This window comes from Ottowia beijingensis (assembly GCF_013423955.1).
GTDB classification, from domain to species: Bacteria; Pseudomonadota; Gammaproteobacteria; order Burkholderiales; family Burkholderiaceae_C; genus Ottowia; species Ottowia beijingensis.
In genome coordinates this window covers 3255653-3281624 of the sequence record NZ_JACCKX010000001.1, presented here as the reverse complement: position 1 = coordinate 3281624, position 25972 = coordinate 3255653, and the positions used below count along the sequence as shown (strand labels likewise).

The 25972-nt window shown below is 67.5% G+C and carries 22 protein-coding genes and 5 pseudogenes; 10 read left to right on the top strand and 17 right to left on the bottom strand.

The features are described from left to right. Positions 1-59 precede the first annotated feature (59 nt). The 7 genes from pilV to H0I39_RS16275 are packed head-to-tail and all read left to right on the top strand — an operon-like array spanning position 60 to position 5386. Complete coding sequence (pilV, locus tag H0I39_RS16305) at positions 60-665, top strand: type IV pilus modification protein PilV (protein ID WP_257645846.1); 606 nt, start codon at positions 60-62, stop codon at positions 663-665. Beyond that, on the top strand, positions 662-1372 hold the full coding sequence (locus tag H0I39_RS16300; protein ID WP_180551187.1) for a PilW family protein: 711 nt from the start codon (positions 662-664) through the stop codon (positions 1370-1372). The genes pilV and H0I39_RS16300 overlap by 4 nt, the downstream gene beginning before the upstream one ends. Next, a complete protein-coding gene (locus H0I39_RS16295) occupies positions 1309-1791 on the top strand; it encodes a PilW family protein (protein WP_180551186.1) in 483 nt (160 codons plus the stop codon). The genes H0I39_RS16300 and H0I39_RS16295 overlap by 64 nt, the downstream gene beginning before the upstream one ends. Continuing rightward, on the top strand, positions 1788-2327 hold the full coding sequence (locus H0I39_RS16290; RefSeq protein ID WP_180551185.1) for a pilus assembly PilX family protein: 540 nt from the start codon (positions 1788-1790) through the stop codon (positions 2325-2327). The genes H0I39_RS16295 and H0I39_RS16290 overlap by 4 nt, the downstream gene beginning before the upstream one ends. A 48-nt stretch (positions 2328-2375) precedes the next feature. Further along, positions 2376-3308: a hypothetical protein gene (locus tag H0I39_RS16285; RefSeq protein WP_180551184.1), complete on the top strand. Its 933-nt coding sequence runs from the start codon at positions 2376-2378 to the stop codon at positions 3306-3308. 3 nt (positions 3309-3311) lie between these two features. Beyond that, on the top strand, positions 3312-4367 hold the full coding sequence (locus H0I39_RS16280) for a pilus assembly protein (RefSeq protein ID WP_180551183.1): 1056 nt from the start codon (positions 3312-3314) through the stop codon (positions 4365-4367). Beyond that, positions 4301-5386 (top strand): pilus assembly protein, encoded by a 1086-nt coding sequence (locus tag H0I39_RS16275; protein WP_180551182.1) that lies wholly within the window; start codon positions 4301-4303, stop codon positions 5384-5386. Before H0I39_RS16280 ends, H0I39_RS16275 begins: the two co-directional genes overlap by 67 nt. A gap of 272 nt (positions 5387-5658) precedes the next feature. On the opposite strand, the pseudogene H0I39_RS16270 reads toward H0I39_RS16275, so the two are convergent. Further along, positions 5659-6258: pseudogene (locus H0I39_RS16270) on the bottom strand (PadR family transcriptional regulator). Positions 6259-6362: 104 nt separating this feature from the next. On the opposite strand from H0I39_RS16270, the pseudogene H0I39_RS16265 reads away from it, so the two are divergent. Next, a pseudogene (locus H0I39_RS16265) lies at positions 6363-8379 on the top strand (oxidoreductase); the annotation flags it as partial. Between the two features lie 171 nt (positions 8380-8550). Next, the gene (locus H0I39_RS23445) at positions 8551-9162 is read left to right on the top strand and encodes a nuclear transport factor 2 family protein (RefSeq protein WP_180551847.1); all 612 of its coding nucleotides are present in this window, start codon (positions 8551-8553) and stop codon (positions 9160-9162) included. Positions 9163-9281: 119 nt separating this feature from the next. Here H0I39_RS23445 and H0I39_RS16255 read toward each other — a convergent pair whose 3' ends face one another. Both H0I39_RS16255 and H0I39_RS22555 read right to left on the bottom strand, forming a co-directional pair. Beyond that, positions 9282-10334, bottom strand: a complete 1053-nt coding sequence (locus H0I39_RS16255) for an SLC13 family permease (RefSeq protein ID WP_308645877.1) — start codon at positions 10332-10334, stop codon at positions 9282-9284. Next, positions 10298-10717: a hypothetical protein gene (locus H0I39_RS22555; protein WP_257645845.1), complete on the bottom strand. Its 420-nt coding sequence runs from the start codon at positions 10715-10717 to the stop codon at positions 10298-10300. Before H0I39_RS22555 ends, H0I39_RS16255 begins: the two co-directional genes overlap by 37 nt. 142 nt (positions 10718-10859) lie before the next feature. Here H0I39_RS22555 and H0I39_RS16250 point away from each other — a divergent pair, with 142 nt between their 5' ends. Further along, positions 10860-12317 carry a rhomboid family intramembrane serine protease gene (locus H0I39_RS16250; RefSeq protein WP_180551181.1) on the top strand — a complete coding sequence of 486 codons (1458 nt, stop codon included), beginning with the start codon at positions 10860-10862 and terminating at the stop codon, positions 12315-12317. Positions 12318-12339: 22 nt separating this feature from the next. Here H0I39_RS16250 and H0I39_RS16245 read toward each other — a convergent pair whose 3' ends face one another. The 14 genes and pseudogenes from H0I39_RS16245 to ispG all read right to left on the bottom strand — a co-directional run bounded on the left by H0I39_RS16245 (position 12340) and on the right by ispG (position 25914). Further along, positions 12340-12864 carry a phosphoribosyltransferase gene (locus tag H0I39_RS16245; protein WP_180551180.1) on the bottom strand — a complete coding sequence of 175 codons (525 nt, stop codon included), beginning with the start codon at positions 12862-12864 and terminating at the stop codon, positions 12340-12342. 74 nt (positions 12865-12938) lie between these two features. Then, positions 12939-14312, bottom strand: a complete 1374-nt coding sequence (locus tag H0I39_RS16240; RefSeq protein ID WP_180551179.1) for an adenylosuccinate synthase — start codon at positions 14310-14312, stop codon at positions 12939-12941. A 23-nt stretch (positions 14313-14335) separates the two neighbouring features. Next, positions 14336-14467: a hypothetical protein gene (locus tag H0I39_RS24750; protein WP_506329702.1), complete on the bottom strand. Its 132-nt coding sequence runs from the start codon at positions 14465-14467 to the stop codon at positions 14336-14338. Positions 14468-14605: 138 nt separating this feature from the next. Next, positions 14606-15495 (bottom strand): annotated as a pseudogene (locus H0I39_RS16235) (ATP phosphoribosyltransferase regulatory subunit); the annotation flags it as partial. A 135-nt stretch (positions 15496-15630) separates the two neighbouring features. Further along, the gene (locus H0I39_RS16230) at positions 15631-15816 is read right to left on the bottom strand and encodes a DUF2065 domain-containing protein (protein WP_180551178.1); all 186 of its coding nucleotides are present in this window, start codon (positions 15814-15816) and stop codon (positions 15631-15633) included. A gap of 4 nt (positions 15817-15820) precedes the next feature. Further along, positions 15821-16708 carry a protease modulator HflC gene (hflC, locus tag H0I39_RS16225; protein ID WP_180551177.1) on the bottom strand — a complete coding sequence of 296 codons (888 nt, stop codon included), beginning with the start codon at positions 16706-16708 and terminating at the stop codon, positions 15821-15823. 12 nt (positions 16709-16720) lie between these two features. Next, positions 16721-18073 (bottom strand): FtsH protease activity modulator HflK, encoded by a 1353-nt coding sequence (gene hflK, locus H0I39_RS16220; RefSeq protein WP_180551176.1) that lies wholly within the window; start codon positions 18071-18073, stop codon positions 16721-16723. Further along, positions 18070-19285: pseudogene (gene hflX, locus H0I39_RS16215) on the bottom strand (GTPase HflX). Before hflX ends, hflK begins: the two are co-directional and overlap by 4 nt. 82 nt (positions 19286-19367) lie before the next feature. Next, positions 19368-19619, bottom strand: coding sequence for an RNA chaperone Hfq (hfq, locus tag H0I39_RS16210; RefSeq protein WP_308645876.1), 252 nt, complete (start codon positions 19617-19619; stop codon positions 19368-19370). A gap of 142 nt (positions 19620-19761) precedes the next feature. Beyond that, positions 19762-21102 carry a ribosome biogenesis GTPase Der gene (der, locus tag H0I39_RS16205; protein WP_180551175.1) on the bottom strand — a complete coding sequence of 447 codons (1341 nt, stop codon included), beginning with the start codon at positions 21100-21102 and terminating at the stop codon, positions 19762-19764. A 229-nt stretch (positions 21103-21331) separates the two neighbouring features. Beyond that, positions 21332-22471, bottom strand: coding sequence for an outer membrane protein assembly factor BamB (gene bamB, locus H0I39_RS16200; RefSeq protein ID WP_180551174.1), 1140 nt, complete (start codon positions 22469-22471; stop codon positions 21332-21334). Next, positions 22468-23142 carry a YfgM family protein gene (locus tag H0I39_RS16195; protein WP_180551173.1) on the bottom strand — a complete coding sequence of 225 codons (675 nt, stop codon included), beginning with the start codon at positions 23140-23142 and terminating at the stop codon, positions 22468-22470. The genes bamB and H0I39_RS16195 overlap by 4 nt, the downstream gene beginning before the upstream one ends. A 26-nt stretch (positions 23143-23168) precedes the next feature. Then, positions 23169-24478: pseudogene (hisS, locus tag H0I39_RS16190) on the bottom strand (histidine--tRNA ligase). A gap of 176 nt (positions 24479-24654) precedes the next feature. Then, positions 24655-25914: a flavodoxin-dependent (E)-4-hydroxy-3-methylbut-2-enyl-diphosphate synthase gene (gene ispG, locus H0I39_RS16185; RefSeq protein WP_180551172.1), complete on the bottom strand. Its 1260-nt coding sequence runs from the start codon at positions 25912-25914 to the stop codon at positions 24655-24657. Positions 25915-25972: the final 58 nt, after the last annotated feature.

The window sequence follows — 25972 nt, the reverse complement described above, 5'->3', positions numbered from 1 at the left end:
TAAACGCTGCATCACCGTGACATTGAGCGGCATGCCGACCAGCACCAAGGAGCCTGCACATGACCTGCGCGCCATACCACCGCCGTCAAAGCGGCGTCGCCTTGATCGAAGTCCTGGTGACCCTGCTGATCCTGATGCTTGGTTTGCTGGGACTGGCCGGTGTGAGCAGCCGCGCCAACATGACGGAACTGGAGTCCTTCCAGCGCATCCGCGCGCTCCAACTGGCGCAGGACATGGCCTCGCGCCTGGACGCCAACCGCAAGGTGGCCAGTTGCTATTCCAACGGCCAGACCGGGGTCGAACTCGGCACGGGCAAGGGCAACACCGGCGTACCCGCTTGCACCACAGGCAGCGACCAGGAAAAGGCGCAGGTCGCGGCAGACCTTACCAGCTGGGACAACCAGATCAAGGGAGAGGCCGAGACGCTGGGCACAGACAAGGTGGGCGCCATGATCGGCGCCATCGGCTGCATCACGCTGGATAACCCAGCCAACAACACCTACCTGATCGCGGTGTCCTGGCAGGGCCTGGTTGCCACCGTGGCACCGACCATCGACGGCGAGTCCGGTGCCGAGCCCTTCCCGTGCGGCCACGGCGCCTATGGTGACGACGACCGCCTGCACCGCGTCGTCACGACCAAGGTACAGATTGGAGATCTCTCATGAGCCCGCGCTGCCAAGCCAGACACCTTGGGCGCCAGCGCGCTGCACGCGGCTTCACGCTGGTGGAGCTGATGGTGGCGATTGCACTGGGGCTGGTACTGCTCACCGTCCTTGTCAGCCTGATCATTTCGTCGGTCACCAACCGCTCGGAGCTCGACAAGAGCTCCCGCCAGATCGAGAACGGCCGCTATGCGCTGGAGACCCTGGTCAACGACATCCAGATGGCGGGCTTCAAGGGCCAGACCGGCATCCAGAGCTGGGACCGTGTCATGCCAGCCGCATGTCCAGCCAACACGGCCGATCTGGGCTACACCAGCACGGCAGGCAGCCCGCAGAAAGTCCCGTTGCCCGTCGTCGGCCTGACAGACGTTCCTTCCTGCCTGGCCTCCGCCGCCTCAGGCGCCAACGTGAAAACCGGCACGGGCATGCTGCTGGTCACGCGGGCGTCGTCGGAAGTGCTGGCCCCGGTAGCGGCACAACCTGGCGAGCATTACATCCAGGTTTCGACCTGCGAGGACGACCCGCTGTCGTTCGAGGCCGGCCCCCTGCTGCCCCCGACCCAGCCGGAGGCGACAGTGCTGCGCCCAAGTTCGAACTGCGGAAGAAGGACTGCAGCAGCAGCAACCTGGCCAGCCTGCGCAAGCTGGTGCATCGCATCTATTTCATCAGCGACTGCAACGAGTGCGGCAAGGACACCATCCCCACGCTGAAGGTCGCCGAGTTCATCAATGGTTCGATGGTCATCTCGCCGCTGGTCGATGGCATTGATGACCTGCAGTTCGACTACGGCATCGATATGGACCACAACGGGTCGCCCGACTGCTATGTCAGCGCCCCGGGCGCGCCACCGTCGACTGAGATTGACGTCGCAACCTGCCCACAGACCAGCCCCGCGTACGACTGGACCAAGGCCGACGAGAACTGGCTCAACGTGATGGCCGTGCGAGTCCACCTGCTGGCCCGCAACACGGAGCCGAGCCCCGGATGGGCAGCGGAAGAAAAGAAACGAACCTACGCGCTCGGCCTGGCCCATCCGCAGGTCGGTCGTTTCGACGACAACTACAAGCGCCACGCTTTCAGCACGGTGGCGCGCCTGATCAACGACTCGGGCATTCGGGAGTTGCCATGAACATGAACCGCCTTCAAGCGACCCGGCAGCAACAGCGAGGCGCCACCCTGCTGGTCGCCATGATCTTTCTCGTGGTGCTGATGCTGATCGTGGCTTCGGCCATCAAGGTCACCAACGTCAACACCAAGCTGGTGGGCAACATGCAGATACAGAAGGAAGCCGATGCGGCGGGCCGAGTGGCCGTCGAGCAGATCATCAGCACCGACTTCGCCCTGCAACCAGGGCCCAGGACGATCACTGTGGACATCAACAACAGCGGTCAGGCTGGCTCCACGTTCAGCGTCGAGATTCCCATGCCCGAGTGCCTGCAGAAGCGGCCGATTCGCCTGAGTGAACTCGACCTCGCCAACCCGGACGACCAAGCCTGCGGCGGCGGCAGCATCCGCATGGGTGGCGTATCCGGCGACGGCAATTCGGTTTGCGAAGCCACGACCTGGGACGTGCGCGCCATCGTGACGCCGCCGAACAGCGACAAGGCCACTCTCCAAATCCATCAGGGCGTATCTCAGCGCGTCGACCAGAACGCCAACTGCTGATCACTCCAGGCGCGCTACTTCGATCACTCACTTTCAGGGGTGCACATCATGATTCACCCCTCCCTCCGCCCGCTGTCGGTGCTTGTCTCGGCCATCCTGATCGCCGCCGCCCCGGTGCGCGCGGAAGACATCGATCTATACAACGGCGTGAGCCCCGACAACCCGTCCAACGTCGTGATCCTGCTGGACAACTCGGCCGCGGCCAGCGCCAGCGCGACCTTCAATTGCCCCTATAAGGTCAACGACCCGAAAGCCAACTTCGGCTACATGCAGTGTGGTTTGCTGATCACCCTGGACGCCATCGACAAAAGTGACATGCTGAAGGGCGCCTTCAACATGGGGATGATGTACTTTCCGCAGCAGGACGGCGGTATCTTCAAGGCGCCCAACCCGGCCACCGAGACGTTGGACCATCTGATCAACATGGACACTGCGGGCATCGGAACAATGCGCGGCGTGTTCAACGCACTGAGCCTGACCACCGACAAGACCAACTCCAACCAGTTGGCCCATGCCATGCAGGAAACCTATGCGTTCTACAACGGCAAGACAGACCTGTCGGGAACGCACTACCCCGGATTGTCGGCCACCCAGCTCTGCGCCCGCAATTTCGTCATCTACATCACGTTCGCCACCGTCAACCAGAAGCCGCAGGATCCGGGTACCCGCGCTGGCTACGCCCTGCAGTCCACGTTGGGTCTGGCGACCCTGCCGCCACAGCTCGAGCTTCCGGCCTGGAAGAACGCCACCGGCAAGTACAAGGACGATTATTCGGATGAATGGGCGCGCTACCTGAACCATCCGGTTTCTCCCGACCGCCAGGTCAATACCTTCACCATCGTCATTTCGGACGGCAAGAACCCCGACTATGAACAGCTCATGGTGAGCATGGCCCGCCAGGGCGGCGGTGAAGCCATCGTCATCGACCAGAGCAAGGCCGATGTCTCGGCCCTGTCCGACGCGCTGCTCAGAGCGCTCTAACAGATGCAGGCCACCAACGGGGTGTTCGCAGCACCGGTACTGCCGGTGTCGGCCAACAGCCAGGGCACCTACAAGAACCAGATCTTCATGGGCATGTTCCGCCCCGACGGCAGCGCCAACCCGCGTTGGGTGGGCAACCTGAAGCAGTTCCAATTCGGACAACGGACGACCAACGAGAACAAGGTCGAACTGTTCCTGGCCGACGCCAACGGCGACAGTGCCATCAACCCGGTGACGGGCTTCATCTCTCCCACAGCCGTCAGCTTCTGGTCGTCCAAGGATCCCAGCCAGTTGCCCGACTCCAAGGGCGGGTTCTGGTCCACGGAGTACCGCCAGCGCATCGGCGCTGCCGACGGTTTCGACGCGCCGGACGGCCAGTTCGTCGAGAAGGGCGGCGTGGGCCAGCGCGAGCGCATGAAGCACCTGTCGAGCATGAAGACACGCAACGTCTACACCTGCCTCGACGCCAAGTGCACAGCGGGTGCCTCTCTCAGCACCATGTCGTTCGACACCACCAACCTCACGCCGGCGCAGTTGGGCGTGACCACCAACACTGAAGCCACCAACCTGGTGAACTGGGTGCGGGGACTGGACACCGCAGCCGTCAACGGCGACACGGCTGCCGGCCCTGAAAGCAACATCCCACCGGCCAACGTGCCGCCACCCAACAACACCGCCACCTTGCCGGTTCAGGTGCGCGGCACCATTCATGGCGATGTGCTTCATTCTCGGCCCGCCGTGGTGGACTACGGCGGGACGCTGGGCACGGTGGTGTTCTACGGCGCCAACGATGGCATGTTCCGTGCCATCAACGGCAACCAGACCGCCGCCGCGGGCAGCAGCCTGGGCGTCAAGCCGGGCGAGCCACTGTGGGCCTTCGTGGCGCCAGAGCACTTCCCTCAGCTCAAGAAAATCTACAGCAACAAACCCCCGCTGACACTGGGCTCCCCACCGGCAGCGGCAAGCCCTACTTCTTCGATGGTTCGCCCACGGTGTACCGCGATGCCGCCTCGGGTAAGGTGTACATGTACCTCACCGCACGCCGCGGCGGACGCCTGATGTACGCACTGGACGTGACGGACCCGAAAGCGCCCAAGTTCCTGTGGAAGCGAAGCAACACCGATACTGGCTTTTCTGAGCTGGGGCAAACGTGGTCTGCACCGGCGGTGGGCAAGGTGAAGGGACACAGCAACCCCGTGCTGATCTTCGGCGCCGGCTACGACCCCAACCAGGACGACGAGGCCACGACGGCGGCCGACACCATGGGACGCGGCATCTTCGTTCTGGACGCCGTGACAGGCGCCAAGGTGTGGGAGGCCGGCCCCGGCGGCAACGGCGACACCTGCAAGGGCAACCCCTGCCACCTGGAGAACATGAAGCACGCAATTCCGGCTGAAATCGCCATCCTGAACCGCGACTTCGACCTCGAGGGTTATGTCGACCGTCTCTATGCTGCAGACACGGGCGGTAACGTTTGGCGTGTCGACCTGGAGCCGGACGGCACCGGCGCAGTCTCTACCTGGCAGGTCAGCAAACTGGCAGCCCTGGGCGGCAGCACGACGCCCCGACGCAAGTTCTTCTACCCGCCCGATGTAGCACCAGGCAAGGACTACGACGCCGTGGTCATGATCAGCGGTGACCGTGAACACCCCACCGTGCACGACGACGCCACCTTCGGTGTGCAGAACCGCTTCTACATGATCAAGGACCAGTTTCCGGGCAAAGACGGCAGCCAAGGCGTCCCGGCCGTGGACAACACCGACACGGCGCGTGACGACGATGTGGCCGATCTGGTGCGCATCACCATCGATGCAACGACCGCCAAGTCGAGCCCAACCTACAGCGGCACGCTGAAGGGCTTCTTCTACACGCTACCCAGCGACGGCGAGAAAGGCGTCAACGCGCCGACGGCCTTCGGCAGCACCGTGTATTTCGGCACCAACCAGCCCAAGGCACCGGATACGTACACCTGCGAGGCTGGCCTGGGCACAGCACGCAGCTACCACATCAACTACTTCACAGGTGACGTCAAGTCGTTCGACTTCGTCGGCGGTGGCCTGCCCCGTCGCCGGTGGTAGGCACGGTCACCATCAATGATCGGAACCAGCGCTTCATCATCGGCGCCGGTGGCGACAGCGGCCGTCCAGACGACAAGTCGGTGATCGGCGGAACCGAGTTGAACGTGCCGGCGAAGAACAACAAGCGCCGACCTACTGGTACCGGGTGCAGGATCGCTGATCGCGCTGCGTCATGTGTTGACGCTCGCGAAAGACAAAGCCGCTGATTGCTGCCAATCAGCGGCTTTTCTGTCTATCGAGAGCAATTCGGTCCGGTCGCCTCGAACGAACTTTCATTCTTGTAGCGGCTTGCGCTTTGAAGTTCTGCGCTTGATCGGCTTTTCATCTGAATCGCACGGCCTGTCCGTCTCCAGAACCTCCAGCATCTCGCGCGCCAGCTCGATCCAAATGGCCTCGTAACGCTGGCCGGCACGCAGCACCAAGTGCTGCAGGCGCTGTTCGCGCGTGGGCTGCGCGTGCTGAAAGTCGCGCGCCTCGATCTGGTCATACAGCGCCTGCGTGGCTTCGTGCTGCGCCAGCCAGGCGCGGATGTGCTCGGCCAGCGCGCCGCCGGTCGGGCCGACGGCGCCTTCGGCGCGCAGGCGCACCATCAGTTCCTCGCGCAGGGGCCGTGGCGCCAGCGGCTCGCCGATCCAGCGCACCAGCTCGGCCCGGCCCCGGCGCGTAACGCGGTAGGCACGCTTGCGCCCGCGCCCCCTGTTCGGGCAGCGGCGCCACCCAGCCGGCCTCTTCCATGCGCGCCAGCTCGCGGTAGATCTGCTGGTGCGTGGCGGCCCAGAAATGGCCCAGCGAACGGTCGAAGCGCGACGCCAGTTCGAGCCCGAATCCGGGCGGTCGATCAGCGCGGTGAGCAGGGCATGAGGCAGGGACATCGGTGGCGCATCCGGTTGGCCAGGGCCGTCCATTCTATGCAACCAGTTGCATTGTCGGCCTCGCCTCGGCTACATTCATGCAACCGGTTGCATAAAGGAGCTTCATGTCCGCCTACCCTCACCTGCTTGCCCCGCTCGACCTGGGCTTCACCACCTTGCGCAACCGCGTGCTCATGGGCTCGATGCACGTGGGACTGGAAGAGGCGCTGCAGGGCTTCGAGCGCATGGCCGCGTTCTATGCCGAACGCGCGCGCGGCGAGGTGGGCCTGATCGTGACCGGCGGCATTGCCCCCAACGAGCGCGGCCGCCCCGCGCCCGGCGGCGCCATGCTGACCACCGAGGCCGAGGCCGCGCAACACCGCATCGTCACCGATGCCGTACACGCCGCCGGCGGCAAGATCGCCATGCAGATCCTGCACTTCGGCCGCTACGCCTACCACGCCGATCTGGTGGCGCCCAGCGCGGTCAGGAGCCCCATCAACCCCGGCACGCCGCACGCGCTGACGGGCGATGAGGTGGAGCAGACGATTGCCGACTTCGTGCGCTGCGCCGCGCTGGCGCAGCACGCGGGCTACGACGGTGTGGAGATCATGGGCAGCGAGGGCTACCTGATCAACGAGTTCATCGCCGCGCGCACCAACCACCGCACCGACGAATGGGGCGGCGACTACGCCAATCGCATCCGCTTTCCGGTCGAGATCGTGCGCAGCGTGCGCGAGCGCGTGGGGCGCAACTTCATCATCATCTACCGGCTGTCGATGCTGGATCTGGTGGAGGGCGGCTCGACGCTGGACGAAGTGATCCAGCTCGCGCAGGCCGTCGAGGCGGCGGGCGCCACCATCATCAACACCGGCATCGGCTGGCACGAGGCGCGCGTGCCCACCATCGCCACCAAGGTGCCGCGCGGCGCCTACACCTGGGTCACGCAGCGGCTGATGGGCCACGTGAAGGTGCCGCTGGTGGCCACCAACCGCATCAACACGCCCGAACTGGCCGAACAGCTGCTGGCCGATGGCGTGTGCGACATGGTGTCGATGGCGCGGCCCTTTCTGGCCGATGCGCAGTTCGTGCGCAAGGCGCGCGAGGGCCGCGCCGACGAGATCAACACCTGCATCGCCTGCAACCAGGCCTGCCTGGACCACACCTTTCTGGCCGCATCACCTCGTGCCTGGTCAACCCGCGCGCCTGCCACGAGACGGTGCTGACCATCGAACCCGCCGCGCAGCCGCGCCGCATCGCCGTGGTCGGCGCCGGGCCGGCGGGGCTGGCCTTTGCCACCACGGCAGCCGGGCGTGGGCACCGGGTCACGCTGTTCGATGCCGCCAGCGAAATCGGCGGGCAGTTCAACATCGCCAAAAGGTGCCGGGCAAGGAGGAGTTTCACGAAACCCTGCGCTACTACCGGCGCCAGATCGAGCTGCAGGGCGTGGACCTGCGCCTGAACACGCGCGCCGATGCGGCGCAGTTGATCGCCGGCGGCTACGACGACATCGTGCTGGCCACCGGCATCACGCCGCGCCAGCCGGCCATCGACGGCATCGACCACCCCAAGGTGCTGAGCTACCTGGACGTGCTGCAGGCCGAGAAGCCGGTGGGCGAGCACGTGGCCGTGGTGGGTGCGGGTGGCATCGGCTTCGACGTGAGCGAGTACCTGGTGCACCACGGCACCAGCCCCAGCATCGACCCACCCAGGTTCAACGCCGAATGGGGCATCGACACCGGTTACGCGCAGGCCGGCGGCCTGGCCGCGCCTGTGGTGGAGCCGCCCGCGCGCCGCGTGCACCTGCTGCAGCGCAAGACCAGCAAGGTGGGCGACGGCCTGGGCAAGACCACGGGCTGGATCCACCGCGCCAGCCTGAAGGCGCGCGGCGTGGCCATGTCGCCCGGCGTGCAGTACCAGCGCATCGACGACGCGGGCCTGCATGTGACGGTGGATGGCAAGCCCGAGTTGCTGGCCGTGGATAACGTGGTCATCTGCGCCGGCCAGGAGCCGCAGCGCGAGCTGCTGGCCGCGCTGCAGGCCGCCGGCTGCCGCGTGCACCTGATCGGCGGCGCCGAGGTGGCGGCCGAGCTGGATGCCAAGCGCGCGATCAAGCAGGGCACCGAGCTGGCAGCGTGTATCGAATCGGCGCCACCCGCTACTGAATCAGAAGCAAATACCGCCGTGGCATCGGTTTCCGCCGCACCCCGCTACTCCAGCGCCAGCACCGTGCGCGAGCTGCTCGGCCACCCGCCCGCCCAGGCGATTCTCGAGCGGTACCTGCCAGGCTTCTCGGCCCACCCACAGATCGCCATGGCGGCGGGCATGCCGCTGACCACGGTGGCCAAGTTTTCCGGCGGCCTGATCACCGACGAGGCGCTGCAGGCCATCGACAAGGCACTGCAGGCGCTGGGCGATGCGCCCGCGACGACACCTGCCCCCGTCTCCGCACCTGCGCCCGCTGCGCCCGCAGAGGAAGCGCCCATGGACCTGGCACCCACGCACCTGCACCCGGCCGCCGCGCGCTCGCTGGCCGCCTGGCACGCCATGGTGGCCAAGGCCGACCTGAGCGAGCTGGCCCGCATCGTCCACCCCGATGCGGTGTTCCGTTCGCCCATGGCCTTCAACCCTTACGGCCCGGCGCCCGCGCTGCTGCTGGCGCTGCAGACGGTGGTGACGATCCTGAAGGACTTCCGCTACCACCGCCAGTTCGCCAGCGACGATGGCCTGAACGTGGTGCTGGAGTTCAGCGCCCGCGTGGGCGACAAGCGCCTGAAGGGCATCGACATCATCCGCTTCGACGAGCAGGGCCTGATCACCGAGTTCGAGGTGATGATCCGCCCGCTGAACGGCCTGCAGGCGCTGGGCGCAGAGATGGGCGCGCGGCTGGGGCAGCAGCTGCCGGGCTTCAAGTTCAAGGGCTGAGGGCGGCGCGGCGGCGCCGCCGCCCTGCCGCGCCTTGAAGCACCAGCCGGTTACTTCTTTTTGATAGCTGCCAGCGCTTATCCCATAAGCGCCGGAGGCCAATTTCGCTTGAAATTCCCTCAACGCAGGAAGAAGTACCCCCACAGCGTCAGCACGATGACGCAGAACACGTTCAGCACCGCGCCGGCGCGCACCATGTCGCTTTGCCGGATCTGGCCGGTGCCGTAGACGATGGCGTTGGGCGGTGTGGCCACGGGCAGCATGAAGGCGCACGAGGCGCCGATGCCGATCATCAGCACGAGCACGGCGGGCGGCATGCCCATGCGCTCGGCAATGGCGGCGAACACCGGCACCAGCAGCGCGGCCGAGGCGGTGTTGCTGGTGAACTCGGTCAGGATGATGATGAAGGTGGTGACGCCCAGGATGATGACGAACGGCCCGGCGCCGGTGAGGAAGGCCGCCACCTGATCGCCCAGCACGGCCGACGCGCCCGAGCTGCGCAGCAGCCCCGACAGCGTGAGCCCGCCGCCGAACAGGAACAGCACGCCCCAGTCGGTGTTGTTCGACACCTGCTGCCAGCTGGCTAGGCCCAGCGTGATGATGGCCACCGCCGCGGTGACGGCGATGAAGGTGTCGGGCGCGGTCACGCCCAGCGCGGCACTGACCTGGCTGCCGAAAATCCACGCCAGCGCGGTGCATGCGAACACCACCATGGTCAGCACGCGGCGCGTGGTCCAGGGGATCTCTTCCATCGGCACGCTGATCTTGCGGTTCAGGCGCGGGCGGAACACCAGCCACAGCGTGACCACCATGATCGGCATCAGCGCCAGCATGAGCGGCAAGCCGATCTTCATCCAGCCGGCGAAGTCCATGTCGATGGCGCGCGCGGCGATGGCGTTGGGCGGCGAGCCCACCAGCGTGCCCAGCCCGCCGATGCTGGCCGAATAGGCGATGCCCAGCAGGATGAAGACAAAGGTGTTGCGCTCGGTCTTGCGGTCGAGGTGGCTCATGATGCCCATGGCCAGCGGCAGCATCATGGCAGCGGTGGCGGTGTTGCTGATCCACATCGACAGCAGCGCGGTGACGCCGAACAGCAGCATCGCCGCCACGCCCAGGTGCGAGCCCGACAGCGACATCAGCCAGAAGGCGATCTTGCGGTCCAGCCGCTGCACGTGCAGCGCCGTGGCCAGCGCGAAGCCGCCGAAGAAAGAAAGATCACCGGGTCGGCGAAGGCGGCGAAGGCCCGGGCGGTGTTGAAATCCGGAAAGCCCAGCAGCAGCGCGCCCACCGGCACCATCAGCGCCGTCAGCGTGGTGTGCACGGCCTCGGTCAGCCACATGATGGCGATGAACAGCAGCAGCGCCAGGCCTTTCCTGGGTGCGGGCTCGAACGGCATGAGCTGGTAGGCCAGCCAGCTGGCGGCCAGCGCGACGACGAAAACGATCAGGCCGCGCCGCACGCGCCCAGGTTCGACACCGGCGGGGCGATTCTCGTACAGCTCTTCCAGCGGCAGGTCGCTGGCAGGGCGCGCGTCGGGTGCAAGGGGTGAATTCATGCGTGCTTTCCTGTTCTTGTGAAGGCTGCGGCGAGCGCGGGTCGGCGACAATCCGCGGCGCCACGCGGGTGCAGGCCATGATACCGGGGGTTTGCGCAGCCCCGCCACGCCATCCACCGCGCGCTCCTGATCCGGCCACGCCATGTTCTACGCCATTCCGCTCGAATCCAAGCCCAGCTGGCGCCACCCGCCGTGGATGACGATGCTGCTGATCCTCATCAACCTGTGGGTGTGGTGGGGCCCGCAGCGGCACGAGGCCGCCGCCGACGAGCGCGCGGCGCGGCATTACCTGACGACGGCACTGCCGCGCATCGAGCTGCCGGCCTTCATCCAGCACCTGGAGAAGATCGACTCGCGCCACCTGGCGGCGGCGCGCATGCTCTACCAGCGCCAGCAATACGAGGATGTGCTGCAGCTGATGCAAAGCGACAGCAGCTTCATGCGCCGGCTGACGGATGGCCGCGTGATCACCGCCACGCATCCCGACCACGCCACCTGGCAGGCCGAACGCAGCGCCTACGAGCAGCTGCGGCCCGCACCCTTCACCGCGCGCTGGTCGCAGGACCACAACGTCGATGCCGAATGGCGCCCGGTCACCTGGGTCACCTCGGCCTTCCTGCACGGCAGCACCGGGCACCTGCTGGGCAACATGCTGTTCCTGTTCCTGTTCGGGTTTTCAGTGGAGCTGGCGCTGGGCAGCGGGCTGTACCTGCTGGCCTACCTGGCGGGCGCGGTGGGTGGCTCGGCCCTGGCGGCCTGGGCCTATGCGGGCATGGGCGGCCTGGGGCTGGGCGCATCGGGCGCGGTGTCGGCGCTGATGGGCATGTACGCGGTGATGTACCGCATGCGGCGCATCCGCTTCTTCTACCAGCTGTTCTTCTATTTCAACTACGTCACCGCGCCGGCGCTGATCCTGCTGCCGGCCTGGATCGCCAACGAGCTGCTGCAGCACTTTGCCGGCGGACGCGGCGTGGCCTACATGGCACACCTGGGCGGCCTGCTGACGGGCGCCCTGCTGATGGCGCTGGCCCTGCGCGCCGGCCGGGTGCGGCAGCAGCCGCTTGAACGGGCCGGCGGCGCGCCCGACGACGGTTTCGACGCCCGGGTGGCCGAGGCCGAGCGCCTGACGGCCGAGATGAAGTTCGACCGCGCCCTGCCCGCCTGGCGCGCTGCGGCGCAGCTGCGGCCGCAGGATGCCGATGTGCTGCGCGCCTGGTTCAACCTGGCCAAGGCGCAGCCGGCCAGCGAGGACTTTCACCGCAGCGCCAAGCTGATCCTGCGCCTGCGCGCGCAGGACCGCGACACGCTGGCACTGCAGCACGCCACCTACCAGACCTACCTGGACAAGGCGCGGCCGCGCATGCAACTGCGGCCGGCCGATCTGCAGAACCTGGTGAAGCGTTTCGTGCGCCTGGGCAGGCTGGAGGATGCCGAGCGGCTGTGCACCGCGCTGCGCGCCATGGCACCCGATCAGGCCGGCCTGCGCGACACGCTGGAACTGCTGGTGAACGGACTGCTGCACGCTGGCCAGCACGAGCGCGCCGCACACTGGAGCGCGGTGCTGAAGGGCATGGGCACGCCGGCCGCGGCCCGGCAGTGATGTTCAGGGCAAGCGCCCTGATTCAGATCTTCCACTTGGCCAGCAGCTTCTCGGGCGTGAGGCTGTCGTAGGCCTCGAAGGGCTGGTGAATCCAGGGGTTGGTCGGCAGGTCTTCCACCGAGTAGTCGGCGCTGAAGCCGGAGCAGCCCTTGGTCCAGATCACCGCCGTGCGCAGTTCGGTGATGGGCTCGTAGTTGTTGCGCAGGCGGTCCACCACGGCCTGCAGCGTGACCCCGGTGTCGGCCAGGTCATCGACCAGCAGCACCTTGCCGGCAATCTGCCCCTTGGGCGTGGTGATGTAGTGCGCGATGTCCAGATGGCCCTGCTGCGTGCCGGCCTCGGCCCGGTAGCTGCTGGTGGACATGATGGCCAGCGGCACGCTGAAGATGCGGCTGAGGATGTCGCCCGGCCGCATGCCGCCGCGCGCCAGGCACAGGATGGTGTCGAACTGCCAGCCGGACTGGTGCACCTTGATCGCCAGCTTCTCGATCAGGTTGTGGTACTCGTCGTAGCTCACGTAGAGGTGCTTGCCATCTTCGGTCAACATCGGGTTTGCTCCTGATCCAATAGCTTATTGCGCAGGCGGGACGGGCGCTAGAGCCCGATTTTCACTAGAAATCTCTAAGCCAGGAACGGGTGCTTGACCATGATCGTGTGGTCGCGGTCCGGGCTGGTCGAGATGACGTGGATCGGCACGCCGGTGACGTGCTCGATGCGCTGCAGGTACAGGCGCGCGTTGATCGGCAGTTGCTCGTAGCGCGTCACGCCCACCGTGCTGTCGCTCCAGCCGGGCATTGTCTCGTAGATGGGCTTGCAGCGGGCAATGTCGTCGGCGCCCAGCGGCAGGATGTCGATGGTCTCGCCATCCAGTTCGTAGCCGGTGCACAGCTGCAGCTCGTTCAGGCCGTCGAGCACGTCGAGCTTGGTGATGCACAGCCCGCTCAGGCCGTTGACCTGCGCGCTGCGCTTGAGCAGCGCGGCGTCGAACCAGCCGCAGCGGCGGCTGCGCCCGGTGGTCACGCCTTTTTCGGCGCCCACGGTGCTCATGTGGTAACCGGGCGTGCCCGGCGTTTCCCAGTCCAGCTCGGTCGGGAACGGGCCGCCGCCGACGCGCGTGCAGTAGGCCTTGGTGATGCCCAGCACGTAGTGCAGCAGCCCCGGCCCCACGCCCGCGCCGGCCGCGGCGTTGCCGGCCACGGTGTTGCTGCTGGTGACGAAGGGGTAAGTGCCGTGGTCGACGTCGAGCAGCGTGCCCTGCGCGCCCTCGAACAGCAGGTTGGCGCCGTGCTGGTGCGCCTCGTTCAGCTCGCGCGAGACGTCGGCCAGCATCGGCTTGATGGCTTCAGCCTGACGCATCGCCTCGTCGTAGATGGGGTCGAACTGCAGCGCACCGTCTTTCAGGTAGGGCTGCAGCGCGTCGCTGAACGTGATGGCGCCGGAGTTCAGGAAGCCCGTCAGCTCGTGGTTGTACAGCGCCAACAGGTCACGCAGCTTGGCGGCGAAGCGCTCGGGGTGCTTCAGGTCCTGCGCGCGCAAGGCGCGGCGGGCGATCTTGTCCTCATAGGCCGGGCCGATGCCGCGGCCGGTGGTGCCGATCTTCTCGCTGCCGCCGCTTTCGCGCGCGGCTTCGCGCGCCACGTCCATGGCGGCGTGCAGCGGCAGGATCAGCGGGCAGCCCTCGCTGATGCGCAGGCGCTCGCGCACCTGCACGCCGGCCTTCTCCAGCCCCTCGATCTCTTCCAGCAGCTTGGTCACCGACACCACCACGCCGTTGCCGATGTAGCAGGTCACGCCCGGGCGCATGATGCCGCTGGGGATCAGGTGCAGCGCGGTCTTGACGCCGTTGATGACCAGCGTGTGGCCCGCGTTGTGGCCGCCCTGGAAGCGCACCACGCCCTGCGCGCTCTCGGTCAGCCAGTCAACCAGCTTGCCCTTGCCCTCGTCACCCCACTGGGTGCCGACCACGACGACGTTGCGTCCGTTGGTTGCTTTCATGTCCGCCTTCAATGCTCAAAAACTCAGTTGGATTGGACGACCCACTGCCCGCCCACCTCGATCAGTTCGCGGTCGCAGTCGAATTCGTCGATCTCGTTCTCGTGCCCCGGCAGCACGCACACCACGGTCTCGCCGCGCCCGCGCAGCGCCGCCACCGCGGCATGCAGGCCGGGCGCGTCGCCCCAGGGCGCACGGATCGCGGCGCGCAGCGGCCGGCGCCCGGCCACGCGCACCAGTTGCTTGAGGTCGAGGCTGAAGCCCACGGCCGGGCGCTCGCGGTCGAGCTTGTGGCCGAACACCGCCCCCACGCCGTCGTAACGGCCACCGCGCAGCACCGCGTCACCCGCGCCTTGCGCGTACACCGCGAAGCGCGCGCCGCTGTAATACCCATAGCCACGCGCATCGGCCAGATCCACCGTAACCGCCACGCCTTCCAGGCGCGAAGCGAGCCATCTCAAATTCGATAGCGCCTCGCGCACGTTGGGCGCCGTCTGCAGCGCTTTTTCTGCCTCATCCAGAACTTCCACGCCGCCATACAGGCCCACCAGCGCCTGCAGGCCTGGCGCGATGCGGCGGGAAAGCTCTTCGTCAGGCGGGCCAGTTCGCTGGCGTCCTTGATGGCCAGCGCATCGTGGACTTCCGTCAGGATGTTGGGGTCCACCATCACCCCGGCCAGCAGCGCACGCACGATGCGCGCATCGGCCAGGTCGACCGACAGATGGCCCACCTGCGCGGCCTTCAGGCAGTCGAGCGACAGCGTCAGGATTTCGAGGTCGGCCTCGCGGCCGGCGTGGCCATAGATCTCGGCGCCGAACTGCAACGGCTCGCGCGTGGCGTGCGGGCGCTCGGGCTGCGTGTGCACCACCGGGCCGCAATAGCACAGGCGCGTCACGGCCTGCCGGCCCAGCAGGTGCGCATCGATGCGCGCCACCTGCGGCGTGGTGTCGGCCCGCAGACCGAGCGAACGGCCGGACAGCTGGTCGACCAGCTTGAAGGTCTGCAGATTCAGGGCTTCGCCGGTGCCGGTGAGTAGCGATTCGAGGTGCTCAAGCAACGGTGGAATCACCAGCTCGTAGCCATACGAGCGGGCGGTGTCGAGCAATTCGCGGCGGAGTTCTTCGATGTGCCGGGCCTCGGAGGGCAAAACATCGGCGATGTGATCCGGCAGAAGCCAGGCGGACATGGCTGTGGCAGCTTTCGCGGGCTGTTAAAAACGTGATTCTACAGGCGCACGAACGCCCCACCGGGGTGGTGCGATGCTCGTGATGGCGATGGATCAGGCGCGCACAGCGCCACGCGGGGCGATGCGGCAGCGCCGCTACACCAGCCAGAGCAGCAGCAGCCCGCCGCCCACCGCCAGCAAGCCGAAGAAGCGCAACTGCCCGTCCTGCAGTTGCATCAACTGGCTGAAAGCCTGGCGCCAGGCGCCGGGCGCGATCAAGGGCAGCAGCCCTTCGATGATCAGCGCCAGTCCCAGCGCCGCCAGCAGCGTACTGCCGTCCACGGCCTCAGCGGCGGGTGGGCGCGCCGCGCAGGTTGCGGAAGAAGTCCGACGACTGCGGGTCGATCACCAGCACGTCGCCCTTCTGCCCGATGCTGGCCTTGTAGGCGTCGAGGCTGCGGTAGAACTCGGCGAACTGCGGATCGCGCCCGAAGGCCTCGCCATAGACGCGCGTGGCCTCGGCATCGCCCTCGCCGCGCACCTTCTCGGCATCGCGGTAGGCATTGGCCACCGTCACCTCGCGCTGGCGGTCGGCGTCGGCGCGGATCTGCTCGCCCTCGGCGGCACCGGTGGAGCGCAGCTCGTTGGCCACGCGCTGGCGCTCGGCCTGCATGCGGCGGTACACCGATTCGGTGATCGACTCCACGTAGTCGGCGCGCGTGATGCGCACGTCGACGATGTCCATGCCCCAGGGCTTCTCGCCCTTGACGGCCTCGGTCACCTCGCGCTTGACGTCGGCCATCAGGGTTTCGCGCCGGGTGGAAATCAGCTCGCGCACGGTGCGGCGGTTGATTTCTTCCTGAAAGGCGTTGCGCACCACGCGGTTGAGTTGCATGGCGCCGGCGTTCTCGTCCAGGCCCACGTTGCGGATGTAGGCCTGCGGATCGGTGATGCGCCAGCGCACGTACCAGTCGATGACGACGCGCTGCTTCTCGGCCGTCAGCATGGGCTCGGTGTCCATGCTGTCGAGCGTGAGCAGACGCTTGTCGATGTAGCTGACGTTCTGGAACGGCGGCGGCAGCTTGAAGTTGAGCCCCGGCTCGGTGATCACCTTCTGAATCTGGCCGAGCTGGTAGACGACGCCGAACTGGCGCTGGTCGACCACGAACATGGTCGAGGCCAGCAGGCCCAGCAGGATGATGACGGTGGTGCCGATGAATCCGACTTTGTTCATGGGACGGCTTTCCTAGCGGGATTCGCGGGCGCGCGCATTGTCGCGCGAGCGCGCATCGGCGGCTGGCGCCGGCGTGGCGGGTGCGGGCGCCGGTGCGGCCTGCGCGGGTGCGGCGGCGCCAGCAGCGCCCGTGGACTGCAGCAGCCTGTCGAGCGGCAGGTACATCAGGTTGCCGCCGGAGCGGCTGTCGATGATGACCTTGTTCACACCGCTGTAGATTTCCTGCATGGCGTCCAGGTACATGCGCTCGCGCGTGACCTGCGGCGCCTTCTGGTATTCGCCCAGCACCGAACTGAAGCGCTGCGCATCGCCCTCGGCCTGCGCCACGATGCGCGCCTTGTAGCCCTCGGCCTCCTGCGTCAGGCGGGCCGCGGTGCCGACGGCGCGCGGCACCACGTCGTTGGCGTAGGCCTGGGCTTCGTTCTTCACGCGCTCGCGCTCCTGGCCGGCCTTCAGCACGTCGTCGAACGCGGCCTGCACCTGCTCGGGCGGGCGCACTCCGCCCTGCTGCATGTTCACGGCCACCACCTCGATGCCTACACGATATCGATCCAGGATGGTCTGCATCAGGTCGCGCACGCGCGGCGCGATCTGGTCGCGCTCGTCGGCCATGGCGTTGTCCATGCTCATCTTGCCGACCACCTCGCGCACGGCGCTTTCGGCGGCCTGCACCACGGCATCGTCGGGGCTCTTGCTCTCGAACAGGTAGGCGCGCGCGTCGTTCAGGCGGTACTGCACAGCGAACTTGATCTCGACGATGTTCTCATCCTGCGTCAGCATGGCCGATTCGCGCAGGCCGGTGCTCTTGATGACGCTGTCGCGGCCGACGTCGACCGAGCGGATCTGCGTCACGCGCACCGTCTCGTGCCGCTGGATGGGGAACGGCATGCGCCAGTTCAGGCCGGCGTTGCGCGTCGAGTCGTACTTGCCGAAGGTGGTAACCACGGCCTGCTCGCCTTCGCGCACGATGAAGATGCCGCTGGCCAGCCAGATCACCACGGCCACCGCCGCGATCATGCCGACGCCGATGCCGGCGCCCTTCATGTCGGGCTGAAAACCACCGCCACCCAGGCCGCCATTGCCGGGGCCGCGCCCGCGGCCACCGCCGAACAGGCCGGTGAGCTTGCGGTTGAAGTCGCGCCACAGCTCGTCCAGATCGGGCGGGCCCTGGTTGGGGCCGCCGCGGGGCGGCTGCTGCGGGGGTGGTGGGCGCGGCGGATCGGCCGGGCGCTGGTCGTCCGGGCGCGGGCTGTCCTGGCCCGACGAATCATCGCCACGCCCCCAGTGCGGGTCATTCAGATTGAACATGCCCCGGATGCGGCGTGGCCACAGGGCCAGCCGCAGGGCGCTCGTGCGGTCTTTCATTCGTTGGCTTCTCGAGGGTGCGACCCGTGATTGTGCCCAATCGGGGCGGGTGCTCCCTCCGCTTGGCTCAATGACAGGTCTTCGTGTGCGGCTGCGGGCACGCGCGCGGCCAGTTCGGCACGCAGCAGCGGCAGGCCCTCGCCGGTGCGGGCGCTGACGAACACGCGGGTCAGTTCGCGGCCATCCAGCGCCATGGAGTCCTTCAGCACGTGCGGCCGACGCCCAGGCTCCAGGCCGTCGAGCTTGTTGAACACCAGTAGTTGCGGCACCTCGGCGGCGCCGATCTCGTGCAGCACGCGCTGCACTTCGTCGATCTGCTCCAGATGGTGCGGGTTGGCGGCGTCCACCACGTGCAGTAGCAGGTCGGCATCGGCCGCCTCCTGCAGCGTGGCCTCGAACGCCTCGACCAGGCCGTGCGGCAGATCGCGGATGAAGCCCACGGTGTCGGACAGCGAGACCGAGCGCCCGCCACCCTGCCCATCGTCCAGGTACAGCTGGCGCGTGGTGGTGTCGAGCGTGGCGAACAGCTGGTCGGCCGCATAGGCCCGCGCCTTGACCAGCGCGTTGAACAGCGTCGACTTGCCGGCGTTGGTGTAGCCGACCAGCGAGATGTTGAAGGTTTCGCGGCGCTCGCGTTGGCGGCGCTGGGTCTGGCGTTGGCGCTTGACCTTGACCAGGCGGTCCTTGGTGCGCTTGATGGCGTCGCCGATCATGCGGCGGTCGAGTTCGATCTGCGTCTCGCCCGGGCCGCCGCGGCCGCCGATGCCGCCCTGCTGGCGTTCGAGGTGGCTCCAGCGGCGCACCAGGCGCGTGCTGAGGTATTGCAGGCGCGCCAGTTCGACCTGCAGCTTGCCCTCGTGGCTGCGCGCGCTGGGCGAAGATTTCCAGGATCAGCAGCGTGCGGTCGTTCACCGGCAGGCCGATGGCGCGCTCCAGGTTGCGCTGCTGCACCGGGCTCAGGGCCTGGTCGAACAGCACCTCCTCGGCGCCTTCGGTCTCGGCCAGCAGCCGAATTTCCTCAGCCTTGCCACTGCCCACGAACAGGGCCGCATCGGGCGCCTGGCGCCTGCAGGTCAGGCGCGCCACGGGCTGCATGCCGGCCGTCTCGGCCAGCAGGCCCAGCTCCTCCAGGTCATGGTCGAAGTTGGGCGCGCCAAGATCCACCCCCACGAGGACTGCGGCGGTACGTTCGGGGGCGGCGGGGTTGGGCAACGTGGGAATGAAGGTCGATCCAGCGGGCGTTGTTTGCTACACGATCAGTAGCTGCTCACGCCAGCTGGATGCCGACTACAGCTTATTTGGCTTCGGGTTCCGGCGCGTCGGAGCCGGTGGAGAAATTCACCGCGCGGCCAGGCACGATGGTGGAGATGGCATGTTTGTAGACCATCTGCGTGACCGTGTTGCGCAGCAGCACGACGTACTGGTCGAAGGATTCGATCTGGCCCTGGAGCTTGATGCCGTTGACCAGGTAGATGGACACCGGGATGTGCTCACGGCGCAGGGTGTTCAGGAACGGGTCTTGTAGGAGTTGCCCTTTGTTGCTCACGATATTCTCCGTGTTCGGTGAATGTTGGAAGGGGATGGAACTTAACACATGGGGGTGGCGCGCCCCATGTCAAGGTCACGAAAAGGGCCGATAAGGGCCGCTTTGGCGAATCCGGCCTATACACGAGGCCGGCGGGAAGGCCTTACGACTCCTTGTCGGCGTAAGGGTTCCGCGCCGTCTTCATTTCCACCCGCAGCGGCGTGCCGGTCAGCTCGAACGCCTTGCGGAAGCGCCCTTCCAGATAGCGCTTGTAGGCGTCGGTCACGCCCTCCAGCGAGTTGCCATGCACCACGATGACCGGCGGGTTCATGCCGCCCTGGTGCGCGTAGCGCAATTTGGGCCGGTACATGCCGGTGCGCTTGGGTGCCTGGAACTGCACCGCCTCCTGCAGCAGGCGGGTGAGCTGGGGCGTCGGCATCTTGCGCATGGCCGCCTGGTGCGCCTTGGCGATCGAGCCCCACAGCGGGCCCAGCCCTTGGCGCTTGATGGCCGAGATGAAGTGCAGCTCGGCAAACTTCAGGAAGGCCAGGCGCGATTCGATGGAACGCTGCACCAGCTCGCGCTGGTAGGCGTCCACCGCGTCCCACTTGTTCACCGCCAGCACCACGGCGCGGCCGGCGTCGAGGATGAAGCCGGCGATGTGCGCGTCCTGCTCGGTCACGCCCTGCGTGGCGTCCAGCAGCAGCAGCACGACGTTGGCCGATTCGATGGCCTGCAGCGTCTTGACGACGGAGAACTTCTCGATCGCCTCGAACACCTTGCCCTTGCGGCGCAGACCGGCGGTGTCGATCAACTCGAATTTCTTGCCGGCGCGCTCGAACGGCACGCTGATGGCGTCGCGCGTGGTGCCGGGCATGTCGAACGCGACCAGGCGCTCCTCGCCCAGCCAGGTGTTGATGAGGGTGGACTTGCCCACGTTGGGCCGCCCCGCCACGGCCAGGCGGATGGGCGCGTCAGGATCGGGCTCGGCGTCTTCCTCGGGCTCGGGCAGGTCCAGTGCGTCCAGCGCGGCCTCGAGCATGCTGCGCACGCCCTGGCCGTGCGCAGCCGACACCGGCAGCACCTCGCCCAGGCCCAGCTCGTAGAACTCGGCCAGCTGCGCGCCCTCGCGCATGCCCTCGGCCTTGTTGGCCACCAGCAGACAGGGCTTGCCCAGGCGCCGCAGGTAATCGGCGATGTCGTGGTCCTGCGCCGACAGGCCGGCACGCGCGTCGACCACGAAGATGACCACGTCCGCCTCGGCCACGGCCTGGCGGGTCTGCTTGGCCATCTCCTTGAAGATGCCGGACTCGGCCGTGGGCTCGAAGCCGCCGGTGTCGATGACGATGTATTCGCGCTTGCCCAGGTGGCCCTGGCCGTAGTGGCGGTCGCGCGTCAGCCCGGCAAAGTCGGCCACGATGGCATCGCGGCTCTTGGTCAGCCGGTTGAACAGCGTGGATTTGCCCACGTTGGGGCGGCCCACCAGGGCGATAACGGGTTTCATGGCGACGGTTCGCGAGGGGAGGCAGGCGCCGCGCGGCGGTCGGGTCAGACCGGCCTGCGCCAATGGCGTTGAAGCTGCAATAGTACGGGCTCGGCGGCCATCACAGGTACGCCGGATTTGCTTCAACAAAATGATAGCTGCTTGCGCTTGTTACAAGCCGATTTCAGGCACTTTCATACCTGAAATCCTTGTATACCAAGCGCAAGCAGCTATTTTTATTGAATCAAAGTCACTCAGGCACGAAGCCGTACACGCCACCGCTGCGCGTGACCACCACCAGCGTGTTGCCCGCCACCACCGGCGTGGCGGCGATGCCCGAGCCATCGGTGGCCAGGCGGTTCAGCGGGCTGCCGTCCTCGCGCGACAGCATGTGCACCAGGCCGGTGCTGTCGCCCACGATGACGGAGCGGCCCAGCACCAGCGGGCCGGTGAGCTGGCGCCATTGCAGGGCATCGGTGGCCCAGGCGCGGTCGCCGGTTTCGGCGCGCCAGGCCAGCACGCGGCCGTCGGATTCGGTGCCGAACAGGCGCTGGCCGTCACCGGCCAGGCCAGTGGCACCACTGGCGGGCTTGGTCCACTTCAGGTTGCCGCTGGCGGTGTCGACGCAGCCCACGGCGGTCTGGAACGAGCGCGCACACAGCACGTCGCCGTCGCGGCTCACGCCGCCCACCAGATCGATCAGACGCTCCACGTCGTTGGTGCCGCGGGCCGAGGCCAGCGGGGCCTCCCAGCGCACTGTGCCGGTGTCGGGGTCGACGCCCACCAGCCGCCCCGCCATGCCCGCCACCAGCGTGTTGCCCACGGCCTGCAGCATGCCGGCCTGGCGCAGCACCAGCGGCTCGGCCGGGCGGTCCAGGTGCCACAGGCGCGCACCGTTGCGGCCATCGAAGGCGCTCAGCGAACGGTCGGCGCCCAGCACGAACACGCGGCCGCCGGCCACCAGCGGCGCGGTGTAGCTCTGCGTGGCCAGCTTGTGGCGCCATAGCTCGCGCCCGCCTTCCAGCGCCACCACGCGGTTGTCGCGCGTCACCACGGCGCTCACGCGGCCATCGCTGCCGACACCGGCCGACAGCGGCGCGCCGGCGCTGGCGCGCCCGGTTTCGCGGCCGCTGGCGGCATCCAGCGTGACGATGGTGCCGTCGGTGCCCGCCAGCGTGACCTGCTGGCCGAGCACGTTGACCTGCAGCGGAAAGCCCACGGCGGGCAGGCGCGCCGTCCAGGCCTGGCGCACGCCGACCAGCGCCGCATTGGGCGGCAGCTCGGCCGGCTTGGGCCGCGCGGAACCGCCGGCACAACCGGCCAGCACGGCGGCGGCACACAGGCTCAGGCCCCAGGCGGCCCAGCGGCGGCGGGCGGGTGCGGCCGTCATGACGCGGCTCCGGCCTTGGCGCCGGCATCGGGGTCGATGCCCAGCGCGTTCAGCTTCATGCCGACCAGGCGGCGGTAGTCGCCGCTTTCGGCCGTCAGGCCCTGGTAGGCCTTGCCGAACTCGGCGGCAGCCTGCTCGCGCTGGCCCTGCAGCAGCAGCACGTCGCCACGGCGGTCGGCCACCAGCGCGGTGTATGGCGCCGGAAAGCTGCCGGACAGCGTCTTCAGCGCGTCGTCGTAGGCTTTCTCGCCGATCTGCACCGAGGCCAGGCGCAGCCGTGCCACGGCGCGCAGGCCGTCGTTGGGTGCCTTGTCGGCCACCGCTGCCAGCGCGGCCTTGGCCTCGGCCGGCTTGCCTTTCTCGGCCAGCACCTTGGCGCTCAGCAGGCCGGCGTGCGCGGCGTAGGTGGTGCCGCCGTACTTGTCCTTCATGTCGGCCAGGGCGCGCTCCACGCGCGCCACGTCGCCCGCCTGCGCGGCGCGGTCGACCTCGTCGTACAGCACCGAGGCCAGGCCCGCCTGGCGGCGCTCCCAGTACTGCCAGCCGTTCCAGGCGGCGTAGGCGCCCAGCACGGCGATGAGCACCCAGGTGATCAGGTTGCCCCACTGGTTCCAGAAGTGTTTGAGCGCGTCGAGCTGTTCCTGCTCTTCAAGGTCGAGATGCGTGGCCATGCGTGGTGAATTCCGTAACTTCGTGCTTAATCGGTCGATTTTAGGATGTCAGACCAGAGCGCCGGCTCGGCCAGCGATTGGCGCGTCTGCGCCCCGGCGCCGTCGCGCAGCGCCTTCACCGTCACCTGCCCCTCGGCCAGTTCGTCGGCGCCGAAGATCAGGGCAAAGCGCGCCCCGAGGCGTCGGCCTTCTTGAACTGGCTCTTCATGCTGCCCATGCCCTCGCCCCCTTGCCCGGATGCGGCGTGCATCTGCACCGCCACGCCCAGCGCGCGCAGCTGGTGCAGGCAGCGCATCACCTGCGGCAGCGCGGCGGCGTCGGGGATGACGGCGTAGGCATCGGGCACCGGGTCGAGCGTGTGCACGCCCTCCTCCTTCAGCAGTTCCAGCACGCGCTCCACGCCCAGCGCCCAGCCCACGGCCGGCGCCGGCTTGCCGCCGATCTGCTCGATCAGGTAGTCATACCGCCCACCGCCGCAGATGGTGCCCTGCGCACCCAGGCTGTCGGTGATGAACTCGAACACCGTGAGGTTGTAGTAGTCGAGGCCCCGCACCAGCCGCGGGTTGATGCGCCATTCGACGCCGTTGGCCGCCAGGATGGCCTGCACGGCGGCGAAGTGCGCGCGCGACTTTTCGCCCAGGTGGTCGATCAGCTTGGGCGCGCCTTCCACCAGCGCCTGCATGGCGGGGTTCTTGGTGTCCAGGATGCGCAGCGGGTTGCTGTGCAGGCGGCGCTTGGCGTCCTCGTCCAGCTGGTCTGCGTGCGCCTCGAAGTAGGCGATCAGCGCCGCGCGGTGCTCGCGCCGCTCGTCGGGCTGGCCGAGGCTGTTCAGCTCCAGCCGCCAGTTCTGGATGCCCAGCTCGCGCCACAGCGCCACGGCCAGCAGGATCAGCTCGGCATCCACCTCGGGCCCGCCGAAGCCCAGCGCCTCGGCGCCCACCTGGTGAAACTGGCGGTAGCGCCCGCGCTGCGGCCGCTCGCGCCGGAACATGGGACCCATGTAGTACAGGCGCTTGCCGCCGTCGTACAGCAGGTTGTGTTCAGCCACCGCACGCACCACGCCGGCGGTCGACTCGGGCCGCAGGCTCAGGTGCTCGGCATGGCCATGCTGGTCGGCGCGGTCCTGGAAGGAATACATCTCCTTTTCCACCACATCCGTCACCTCGCCCAGCCCGCGCGTGAACAGCTGCGTGTGCTCCATGATCGGCGTGCGGATGTTGCGGTAGGCGTGCGCGGCCATCACGCGGCGCACCACCTCTTCCAGCCATTCCCAGCGCGCCGATTCGGGCGGCAGGATGTCGTTCATGCCCTTGATGGCGTTGATTTGCTTGGACATTTTTGTTGAGATATCTGTTCTTTGATGATGGACAGGATTCAAACCGCCGGACGCAGAGGACGCAAAGGTTTCGCAGAAGTCGCGAAGGAAAACCAAAAACATCTTTTGGGTATTTTTTTGCGTCCTCTGCGTGGTTTCTGCGTCCTCTGCGTATGGATGTTCGGCAGTTCAGCCAATCACACCCCAAAGCGCTGTTCGATGTAGCGCTCGACGATGGCGTGGAACTCCTGCGCGATGTGCTCGCCGCGCAGCGTCATGGCCTTCTGCCCGTCGATGAACACGGGCGCAGCCGGCGCCTCGCCGGTGCCGGGCAGGCTGATGCCGATGTCGGCGTGCTTGCTCTCGCCCGGGCCGTTGACGATGCAGCCCATCACGGCCACCTTCAGGCCCTCGACGCCCGGGTACTTGCTGCGCCACACCGGCATCTGCGCGCGCAGGTGGTCGTCGATCTGCTTGGCCAGTTCCTGGAAGGTAGTGCTGGTGGTGCGCCCGCAGCCGGGGCAGGCGGTGACGCTGGGCACGAACACGCGCAGGCCGAGCGCCTGCAGGATTTCGGAGGCGACCACCACCTCCTGCGTGCGCGGCTCGCCGGGCTGCGGCGTGAGGCTGACGCGGATGGTGTCGCCGATGCCCTCCTGCAGCAGGATGGACAGCGCGGCAGCCGAGGCCACCGTGCCCTTGGTGCCCATGCCGGCCTCGGTCAGGCCCAGGTGCAGCGGATAGTCGCAGCGGCGCGCCAGTTCGCGGTACACCGCGATCAGGTCCTGCACGCCGCTGACCTTGCAGCTCAGGATCACCTGCTCCGGCGCCATGCCCAGTTCCACCGCCTGTTCGGCCGAGCCGATGGCGGACTGGATCAGCGCCTCGTACATCACCTGGCGCGCCTCCCACGGCTGGGCGCGCTGCGCGTTCTCGTCCATCAGGCCGGCCAGCAGGTCCTGGTCCAGGCTGCCCCAGTTGACGCCGATGCGCACCGGCTTGTCCCACTTCAGGGCGGCCTCGATCATCTGGCCGAACTGCACGTCCTTCTTGGCGCCCTTGCCCACGTTGCCGGGGTTGATGCGGTACTTCGACAGCGCCTGCGCGCAACCCGGAAATTCGGTCAGCAGCCGGTGGCCGTTGTAGTGGAAGTCTCCGATCAGCGGCACGTCGACGCCCATGCGGTCGAGCTGCTCGCGGATGTAGGGCACCTGCGCCGCCGCTTCGGGCGTGTTGACGGTGATGCGCACCATCTCCGAGCCGGCAATGGCGAGTTCCTTGCACTGGATGGCGGTGCCGATGGCATCCACCGTGTCGGTGTTGGTCATCGACTGCACGCGCACCGGCGCATCACCACCCACGGTGACCACGCGCGAGCCCCACACCACGCGACCCTGGCGCGAGCGGCGCGCGGCGGGCGCAGCGACAGCGATGGGCTCTTGAACTTCAGGCTTCATCGGTTTCTCCGAAACAGCACACCCGCACCCTGTTGACTCAGGGCTGCGCAGCAAGCCC